This is a genomic window from Fusobacterium necrogenes (genome assembly GCF_900450765.1).
Taxonomy (GTDB): domain Bacteria; phylum Fusobacteriota; class Fusobacteriia; order Fusobacteriales; family Fusobacteriaceae; genus Fusobacterium_A; species Fusobacterium_A necrogenes.
Window position 1 is genome coordinate 738,955 of record NZ_UGGU01000003.1, and the last position, 8,955, is coordinate 747,909.

Consider the following 8,955-nt stretch of genomic DNA (forward strand, 5'->3'; position numbering starts at 1 on the left):
TAAAAAATAAAAAATAATAAAAAAAGATTTAAAAAATCATAAAAAGTAATTTTTTTTGAAAGAAAAATAAAAAACTTGAAAAAATATTATACTAATTAGAGCTAGTATAGAAAAATTCAAAAAAAGTTTCAACTGACAATTTGGTAAATTCTAAGTATTACAGCTGTTTTATAAGAAATAAAAGTACTAAAACAATTCGTTTATTCCTAAATAGGACTTTTTAATTTAATTTTTTTTGTATAATTCAGGTATAAAGCTGAAGTATGTAACGTGAAAAAAATTCAATTATTAAAAGAGAGGTGTAAAAGCAAATGTTGACAAAAAGAAAAAGTTTTCTTCTATTAGCTGTTTTAGCTCTTGCAGGAGTTTCATATGCTGAGGATGAAGAACTTACTAGCTGGAAGGACGTAAAGCTTAATTATGAATTAAAAGTAGGAGTTACACCATATGAAAAATATGGCAGCAAAACATATTCAAATAGATATGATGAGGGGTTAGATTTTGGATTAGAGGTATATAGACCATTTCAGAATTTCTCTATAGGATTTGGAGGAGAAGTAAAAAGAAAATTAGATAAAGAATTTATAAGAGAGGATGGAGAAAGACTATATACTTATTATTTATTAGCTAAGAGAAAAATTTGGGGAACTTATTCATTAGTAGCTAGATTAGGAAGAACAAGTCAAAAAGAGTTTGATTCTACATATTATGTAGCTGCAGGATTAGAAAAACGTTTTGGAAGATTTACAGTTCAACTATTAGGAGAGAATACTAAGTTGAAAAATAATTTTGCCGATAAAGATTATACAACTATAGGATTAAAATTTGGATATATCTTTGGAGATATTTCAGAGCCTGAATTAAATCAGCCAATATTACCTACAACTGAACCAAGAGATGGAGAAGGAAATGCACAAGTACCAGTAGTGACAACTGCTCCAGAACCTAAATTTAAACTAGTAATTGCTGGAGATGAAATAACTGGTGGATATGAAGCATATAAGACTTATATACCAGAAGTACAAAAGATGAATGTTCAAGAGATGACAAAACAATTAAATGAATATGACAAGTCAGGAGTTCTAGAGATGACAGCATACTCTGACAATACAGGAAGTAAAGAGTTGAATGTAAAATTGGCAACTGAAAGAATGAACAATCTAGAACAAGAATTTATAAATAATGGATTGACAGATAAAGTAAGAATTGAAAAAGTTAATCCAGAAGAAACTGTAATGAACGTTTATAAAGTAGACAATGATACTTTTGAAAATAGAAAGTTAAACAGAAGAATAGAAGTAAGTTTCTATGAGGATGAGGAGGTAGTAGCAAATGATGATGGAAAAATTGAAGAAGGTGTTCAAGAGTAGTTTTTTGAAAATGTATTTAGGAATGCTGGCTTTAGCAAGTGTAGCACAGGCAATAGAGATTACACCAGCAGAATTTGTGTACCAACTTGATAGTTTGGGGAATAGTCAAACAGTAACTTTTTATAACAGAAAAGATAAGCCTGAAAGAGTAAAAATATCTTTTATTCCATATCAAAAAGATGGAGAAGATAAGTACTTAGGAAATTGGGGAACTATTTATCCAAGAATAGTAACAGTTCCACCTAAAGATCAAAAGGATATTAAGTTCTCAATAGAGGCTCCTAGAAATCTGCCTAAAGGTGAGTATAGAGCAGTTTTATTTATGGAAGAACTAGAGCAAAAAGCTTTAACACCTCAAGGTAAAGTTATCATGAAAGAGGGAACTACTAATAGTCAAGTTAATATGTTAATTAATTTAGGAGTAATAGTATATGGATATTCTGGAGATCCTAATGAATTAAAAGTTTCAGGAACTGTTTCTGAAGAGAAGATTTTAGAAACTAGAATGGAATTTAAATTGAAAAATGATGGAGAAATAACTAAACCATATACACTTTTCTTCGAAGGAGTAGATAAAGAAGGAAAGCAAAGAATTATAAATAAAAATATAGTTGTAATTCAAGGATATGAAGACAAGATAAATGAAAAATTACCAGAGGAATTAGCAACTATTAATAAAATATACTTAATGGATTCTAACAAAAATATAATTAAAACATTCAGATAATTGAATGATGTCAAAAATTAGGAGGGAATAATATGAGGAAAAAATTACTAATGGGAGTTGTAGGATTACTTAGTTGTTCGGCAATTGTTTTAGCGATAGGAACTGATGGAATGGGTGTTGAAGGAATAGGGCAAAATGGAAGTAGAACAGAAGTTAAAGTAAGAGCTAATGTTGTAGCTGGAGTTGCAGTAAATGAAGCAGAGCCAATAGATTTCGGAAATTTAGTAAGAGGGGCTAATGTATACACTGAAAATGAAATGATTGATAGTTTGAAACCAGGAAGAGTTGTATTCAGAGCAGATCAAGGAATGCTAGGAAGTGGAAGAGTTCATGCAAATCTTGAAAAAGATACTACAAATTTAACTTGGAGAAATGGTAATGGTTCAAATGGAGAAGGAAGTGTAATGGAGATAAGGAATGTTACTGTTAGAGGACTTGGAACAGCACCAGAACCAATAGACTTAAATGGTAATGGAGAAGCTGAAAAAATCTTAACAGGACATTTTACCGCTTATGATAATGGAAATGGTGGAATAGATAAAACTGGTGGTAACTTAGGGACAAATCAAAAACTAGGAGCATATATAGGAACAGTAATAGTAGAAGCAACTATAAAATAAAGAGTAATAATGGGTAAATAGTAATACTATTTACCCAAAAACTTTATTTTAAAATATAGGAGGAGGAGAGAAGTTGAAAAAAGAAAAGGTGTATAAGATTAGTTTTAACTTAATATTATTCATGTTTTTTTTTATTATTACATTGAAAAGTAATGCGGTAGGAAATCATACTTCAACAAATAGTTTGGTAATAACTAAAAATATAGATTTTCAAATAGAAGTTTTAAGCTCTTTAGCAGTTGGAGTTGATCCAGTTGAGCTAGATTTTGGAGATATTCAAAGAAATAGTAAAAATATAATAACAAAAGAAGCTGATTTGAAATTTCAAGCAAGTTTTAATGAGGATGTGCAGATAAAAGTTGAATATGATAAAACAGATGATTTGATGCCAACAGATACTGTTTATGCAAAATATCAAATTACACCTGTAGAGAATAATCCGGAAAATCAAAATGATAAAATAGATGTTTATCTTAAAAGAGTAAATGCTGAGATTTTAAGAAAGGGAGAGATGGTAATTCCAATAACTGGTGAAATTAGAGAGGTTGGGGATGTAAAATTAGGAGAATATAAAAAGACAATTGGTGCTACTGTTTATGCCACTCCTATAAATCCTATTTCAAATAAGATACTTTTGACTGAAGGAGGCATAAAATGATGAGAAGGATAATTGTTTTATCATTATTTTTAGTGTTTGGAATTATAAGTTATAGTGATGTTCAGTGGAGTGGAGATTCAGGAAAAATTTCAATTATTTATAAAATAGTCGATCCATTAATAGTAACAGTTGAAGAACCTGAAAAATTAGTTGTATCAGCAAATCAAAAAACATTTACTTATAGTAAAATGAGTACTAAAAAAGCACCTCTTGTTGTAAAAGTAACTTCTTCATATAATCAAGATGCTATTGATGATATTTTAAGAAAAATATATGAAACTGTTTATTTTCAGTTACAAAATGGAGGAAATTTTGAGCTACAAAATGGAACTGAACAGAAAACCATAATAGGAAATGGATATTTTATAGACTCTCAGGTTGCCGCTACAGAAGAAGCAAAGTTAACTGAAATTAACAAACCTTTTTCTAGTGCAGTTAGTGGAAATACATTTTCAACAACTACTGGAATAGATGTTGATTTTACTTTACCAGATGGAGATGTTCCAATGGGAGTATATAGAGGAACTTTGTATCTCAATGTATGGTTTGGAGGATCATTAAACTAATATTTATAGGAGATAGTTATGAAAAAAATAAAGAGTTTAATATTATATATATTTATTTTACTTTGTATTAGTAGTTTAGCATATGCTAAAGGAACTTTAAAAGTTAATGCAGTAATACAACCAGATGGAACAACAAAAAAATATTCATATGGAGAGGCTCTATTACTTGATGCAGGAGTCATTAATAGTCAATCAGGAACAAAGGAGTTAAAACTAGCAACAGTTAGAGTTGATATGCTTGCAGAGCCAACAGATGTTGGGAATCCTTCTCTACCTGGAATAGAAGGAGATTTTAATCAGGCATTTATTTTAAATTCGGTAATTAAAGATCAAATGGTTAAATTAGGAGTTATAAAAAAATATAAAAATGGAGATAACGCTGATATTGAACTTGCTATAAGTGGTGGAAAAATTGAAGTAGAAGATCTATTTAGACCTGGGCAAGGAGGAGACAAGTATTTATTTGTTGCACACGAAAGTGAAGTAGAACAAGTAATAAGTTTAGGGTACAAACCAATAAAAAGATTAATTTATACCTTTGAATTATGGTTGAAAGTGCAAAATGCTAAAGTAGGAGATATAGTTAGAAAGGATGTACAGGCAAAAAATAATACAGAGGCAATAGGAAATATTCAAGATATTGTAAAAGAACAATTTTCAAATGCTAGAGCTGGAATTTAATCTAAATAAATTAATGAGGAGAGAGTAATATGAAAAGGAGTGTACTATGTATAGGCGTATTTGCGTTGCTGAATGCTCTTACATATTCTGAAGATATTTCTACAGAAAGTATAGGCTTATATGACTTAGTATTTAATAGAAAAGTAAAGGCAGAGGCTACAAAAGTATACATAATAGATGAAAAAAAATATATTGAACTACAAAATTTATTAGATATGTTAGGAATAACGAATAATAAATGGGTAAATGATGAATATATAGTTGATAGTGGAAATATTTTTACTCAAGAAACAATTATTAATCTTAGTAAAAAACAAATAAGAAAAAATAATAAAGATATAGCTTACAATAATGAAATTTTTGAAAAAAATGACAAACTCTATGTTGATATTAATTTTTTAAAAAACATTTTATCTCTTTCTGAAGTTGATATAGATGAAGATACTTTAAATATAGCCATTCAAACATCTTTTCAATTACCATCAGAACTTGCTAATATAAGAGAATATAGAAAAGAACAATTTCTAGCTGGTGATAATTCATTAAAAAAAGATATACCAGAACAAAGAAAGTTATTTGAACCAGGAAATTTAAGATTAATATATAATTACAATAAAAGCTTTCAAAGATATCGTTCTGAAAGCAAAACATTAGATACTGAGTATTATGGACCTCTTCTATATGGAGAGTTAGAGGTGTATCATGAAATATACCCTGAATTAGAAAATTATCAGACAAGATTAACATATAGAGATGTATATAAAGATCATGATATTATTTTTGGAGACAATTATATAACTATGCCTGATATATTGACTGGAACAGTTAGTAAATTAAGAGGAATAAGCTTTACTAGAGATAGTAAGATTAGTAGTATAAATGAAAATTCTACTAATATTACTATAACTGGACAAGCTCCACTTGGAAAGTTTGTAGAGTTATATAGAAATGGACAATTACTATCATATGAAGATGTAAAAGCTGGACGTTATATTTTTGAAAATGTACCTGCACTTTTTAACTCTGATTCATTTTATGTAATAATATATAATCAAGATGGAAGTATAGTTAGGGAAGATTTGAGAAGAGGTTATAACAAAGATTTAGAGAAAAAAGGTGAATTTGGATATAATATTTTTATGGGAGATTCAGATTACGATAAATATTATCAATTCATAGGTGAAGTAAACTACGGATTAACTAACACTTTAACTTTGAAAACTGGATATTATGATTTGAAATATTCATCATATTGGGATGATAAAGCTCAATCTAGAGAAAGCGTAAAGTTAGGAGCTTTATATGTAAGTGACTTTTCAAAATATCCCTTTAGTATAGATATAGAGGCATTTAAAAATAATGGAAATGCTGGAGAGGATTATTATTATAATTATAGACAAGAATTCAATGATTATAGTTTTAGCTTTGAAGGTGGAAAATATTCAAAGATAACTGAAAGTAGAATTTATAAAAAAGATGAGCAAGCTTTAGAATTAAGCAAGAGTAGATTTTTAATTAATCCTTTAAGCTTATCCTTGAAGTATTATTCAACAAACTATACTTATACTAAAAGAGAAAATGAGGTTGGGGTAGTTTTAAGGGGAGGATTTAGAAACCTTACTCCTGAATATGGACTTTATAGAAATTTAACTACAGACTTTACTCAACATGATTTTAGTATTAGAAGTTACCATTTCTTAAATTATATACTTTATGCAGGTGTGTCTCATAAGACAGTAAAAGGATATGATGAAACTAAATACAAGGTTGAAGTTACAAGTAGAAGATATAACGATAATGGAATTAGATATAGAGCTTATTACGAAAAATCAGATAGATATGGAGAGGTTTTTGGTCTAGCGTTTGATATAGATTACAACGATTGGTTCACTGGAACAGCTACATATAAAAAAGATAGAGGAGTAAGTTATTCTGACGTTGGATTTACTGTAGATAAACTTATAAATTTATCTGATGTAAATGCACCTATCAATTCTATTGATAATGGAAGAATAGCTGGAGTTGTTTATGTAGATAATAACAATAATGGTCAATATGATGAAGGAATAGACAGACCTTTACCAAGAACAGAAGTGAGTGTAAAAGGAACTATAGCTACTACTGATGAAAATGGAGAATATAAATTAAGTAATTTGTATCCAGGAGCTTATGATACAAAATTCGAAACACAAAACCCATTATATAAAGCTGAAGCTGATAAGTACAGAGTAAAAATAGGACCTGCTACAACAACAGAGTTGAACATTCCAATGAAAGCAAGAAAAATTGTTAGTGGAAATATTAACATAGAAGATCAAATTTTAAAATATACTTTACTACCAACATTATTTATGAATGTATATGATCTTTCAACTGGAGAAAGAATAGAAGTAGTTATACCAGAAAAAGATGGATTCTTTATGGTAGAGAATTTGACTGGAGGTAAGTATAAACTAGTTTTAGAATCAATTAATAAGCCTGGAGAAGCTCTATATGAGCAAGAATTAGATTTGCCTCATAGTGATGATGAAGAGAAACTAGTTGAGTTATATATAAGAGGAAATAATGAAAATGATTTACAATACGAGATAGAAATGTATTAATCATATTTGGGAGGGATGTTATGAAAAAGAATTTGAAGGTTAAATTATGCTTATTAGCTTTGTTAGCTAGTGGTAGTTCCGTATGGGCTGCCACTGTACAAAGAGATACATTAAGTGATATAGAAAGAACTCAAAGACTAATAGAGTTAAGACAAAAGCAAGACTATATAAATCAACAACTTATGTATCCCAATAGAAGTACTATAAAAGTAGAAAAGGATGTATTAGATGAGGTAAAAGAGGGTGAAAAATACCTATTTACAAATATACAATTAGTTGGAACAACTAAGTTAAAAAGAGAAACTGATAAGGTAATCAAAGAGTATATCAATACAAAGATGGGAAAGGAGGAGATATATAACCTATTAGTTAAGTTATCTAATATATTTTTAGTAAATGGTTATTCAACAACACTTGTAACTTTAAAATCTGGAAATGTCAACAAGGGTGAACTGATTTATGAGGTAAAAGAGGGGAAAGTCAGGAATGTAGAGTTTATGAATAAAAAGGAAGGTGGTAAAGACAAATTAAAGCTAGGAATGGCTTTTCCAATGAGAAAAGGTGATTTACTTAGTACAAGAGATATGGACCAAGGAATTGAAAACATGAATGTTGGTGGAAATAACAATGTAGCAGAAATAACTCCAACAGAAGAATACGGTTATTCTGATATTATAATTGAAGAAAATTATTCTCCAACTGGTTTTTCACTTGGTATGGATAACAGTGGTTATAAGGATAAAGGAAGATATAAACTCAATCTAGGATTTACACAAGATAATCTTCTAGGAATAAATGATGTTATAAGATTTAATTACATTGAAAGATTAACAGATGATAGAGATAAAGATAGAGAATCAAACTATGATTTAGGTGTAACTATCCCAATAGGGTATTGGAAATTTGCTTATAACTATAATCTAGGAGATAACTATAATACTTATACTAGTGATATTGGTTCATATACAAGTGAGAGTAGAGCTGAAAAACATAAAGTTAGAATAAGTAGAGTTATATCTAGAGGACAGTATCAAAAAACAACTATTCATGGAGGCTTTACTATTAGAGATAACAAAAATACTCTAAATGATTTGTTGCTAGAAGTAAGTAGTAAAAAATATACAAATGCGGCTTTTTCAATAGATCATACAAATAGATTTTTAGGTGGAACTATTTTTGGAATGCTTGAATATGAAAGAGGAGTACCTTGGTTTGGTTCCGAAATAGATCCTAGTCCTCTGAAAGAAGGAGATTATAAAATAGAGTATGATAAACTTAATTTTAACTTGGATTGGTTGAGATTTTTTAGTGTAAAAGATCACGGATTTCAATATAAAATGGGTATAGGAGGTAGTTATTCAGACGATAGATTATTAGCAGTAAATCAGTTTACTATGGGAGATGAATATACAGTTAGAGGATTTAAAGAAAGTTCTGTAGCTGGAAATAAAGGAGTTTATATAAATAATACGTTAACATATATGGGAACTGAAAATATGAATAAATATCTTGCTGCATTTAAGCCTTTTATAGGATTAGATGCTGGGGTATCAAGAGATAGAGATCTTCCTACTTCTGATAAGATAGTGGGTATGGCTCTAGGATTCAAATTTGATATGGGGAATTTACACGGAAGCTTTACATATGGAATACCTTTAAGATGGGCACCAGGAATGCCACGTGAAACTAACCCTATCTATGTTAACTTAAGTTATATTTTATAGGAGGGA

The 8,955-nt window shown here is 29.2% G+C and carries 8 protein-coding genes; all 8 read left to right on the top strand.

The genetic code is table 11. The features are described from left to right. Positions 1-311: 311 nt before the first annotated feature. The 8 genes from DYA59_RS03770 (at position 312) to DYA59_RS03805 (ending at position 8,949) form a co-directional block, all read left to right on the top strand. Complete coding sequence (locus DYA59_RS03770) at positions 312-1,370, top strand: hypothetical protein (RefSeq protein WP_115269529.1); 1,059 nt, start codon at positions 312-314, stop codon at positions 1,368-1,370. Continuing rightward, a complete protein-coding gene (locus tag DYA59_RS03775) occupies positions 1,333-2,097 on the top strand; it encodes a fimbrial biogenesis chaperone (protein ID WP_115269531.1) in 765 nt (254 codons plus the stop codon). Before DYA59_RS03770 ends, DYA59_RS03775 begins: the two co-directional genes overlap by 38 nt. A gap of 32 nt (positions 2,098-2,129) precedes the next feature. Further along, positions 2,130-2,717: a hypothetical protein gene (locus tag DYA59_RS03780; RefSeq protein ID WP_115269533.1), complete on the top strand. Its 588-nt coding sequence runs from the start codon at positions 2,130-2,132 to the stop codon at positions 2,715-2,717. A gap of 73 nt (positions 2,718-2,790) precedes the next feature. Further along, positions 2,791-3,375, top strand: coding sequence for a hypothetical protein (locus DYA59_RS03785; protein WP_115269535.1), 585 nt, complete (start codon positions 2,791-2,793; stop codon positions 3,373-3,375). Further along, a complete protein-coding gene (locus DYA59_RS03790) occupies positions 3,372-3,941 on the top strand; it encodes a hypothetical protein (RefSeq protein ID WP_115269537.1) in 570 nt (189 codons plus the stop codon). Before DYA59_RS03785 ends, DYA59_RS03790 begins: the two co-directional genes overlap by 4 nt. A gap of 18 nt (positions 3,942-3,959) precedes the next feature. After that, complete coding sequence (locus DYA59_RS03795; RefSeq protein ID WP_115269539.1) at positions 3,960-4,622, top strand: hypothetical protein; 663 nt, start codon at positions 3,960-3,962, stop codon at positions 4,620-4,622. 29 nt (positions 4,623-4,651) lie between these two features. Beyond that, on the top strand, positions 4,652-7,225 hold the full coding sequence (locus DYA59_RS03800; RefSeq protein ID WP_115269541.1) for a hypothetical protein: 2,574 nt from the start codon (positions 4,652-4,654) through the stop codon (positions 7,223-7,225). 20 nt (positions 7,226-7,245) lie between these two features. Further along, positions 7,246-8,949, top strand: coding sequence for a ShlB/FhaC/HecB family hemolysin secretion/activation protein (locus DYA59_RS03805; protein ID WP_115269543.1), 1,704 nt, complete (start codon positions 7,246-7,248; stop codon positions 8,947-8,949). Positions 8,950-8,955: the final 6 nt, after the last annotated feature.

What these genes read in the sequence shown, in the direction of transcription:
- DYA59_RS03800 (WP_115269541.1), top strand. Translation starts at nt 4,652, where the DNA reads ATGAAAAGGAGTGTACTATGTATAGGCGTATTTGCGTTGCTGAATGCT.
- DYA59_RS03775 (WP_115269531.1), top strand. Translation starts at nt 1,333, where the DNA reads ATGATGATGGAAAAATTGAAGAAGGTGTTCAAGAGTAGTTTTTTGAAA.
- DYA59_RS03780 (WP_115269533.1), top strand. Translation starts at nt 2,130, where the DNA reads ATGAGGAAAAAATTACTAATGGGAGTTGTAGGATTACTTAGTTGTTCG.
- DYA59_RS03795 (WP_115269539.1), top strand. Translation starts at nt 3,960, where the DNA reads ATGAAAAAAATAAAGAGTTTAATATTATATATATTTATTTTACTTTGT.
- DYA59_RS03790 (WP_115269537.1), top strand. Translation starts at nt 3,372, where the DNA reads ATGATGAGAAGGATAATTGTTTTATCATTATTTTTAGTGTTTGGAATT.
- DYA59_RS03770 (WP_115269529.1), top strand. Translation starts at nt 312, where the DNA reads ATGTTGACAAAAAGAAAAAGTTTTCTTCTATTAGCTGTTTTAGCTCTT.
- DYA59_RS03805 (WP_115269543.1), top strand. Translation starts at nt 7,246, where the DNA reads ATGAAAAAGAATTTGAAGGTTAAATTATGCTTATTAGCTTTGTTAGCT.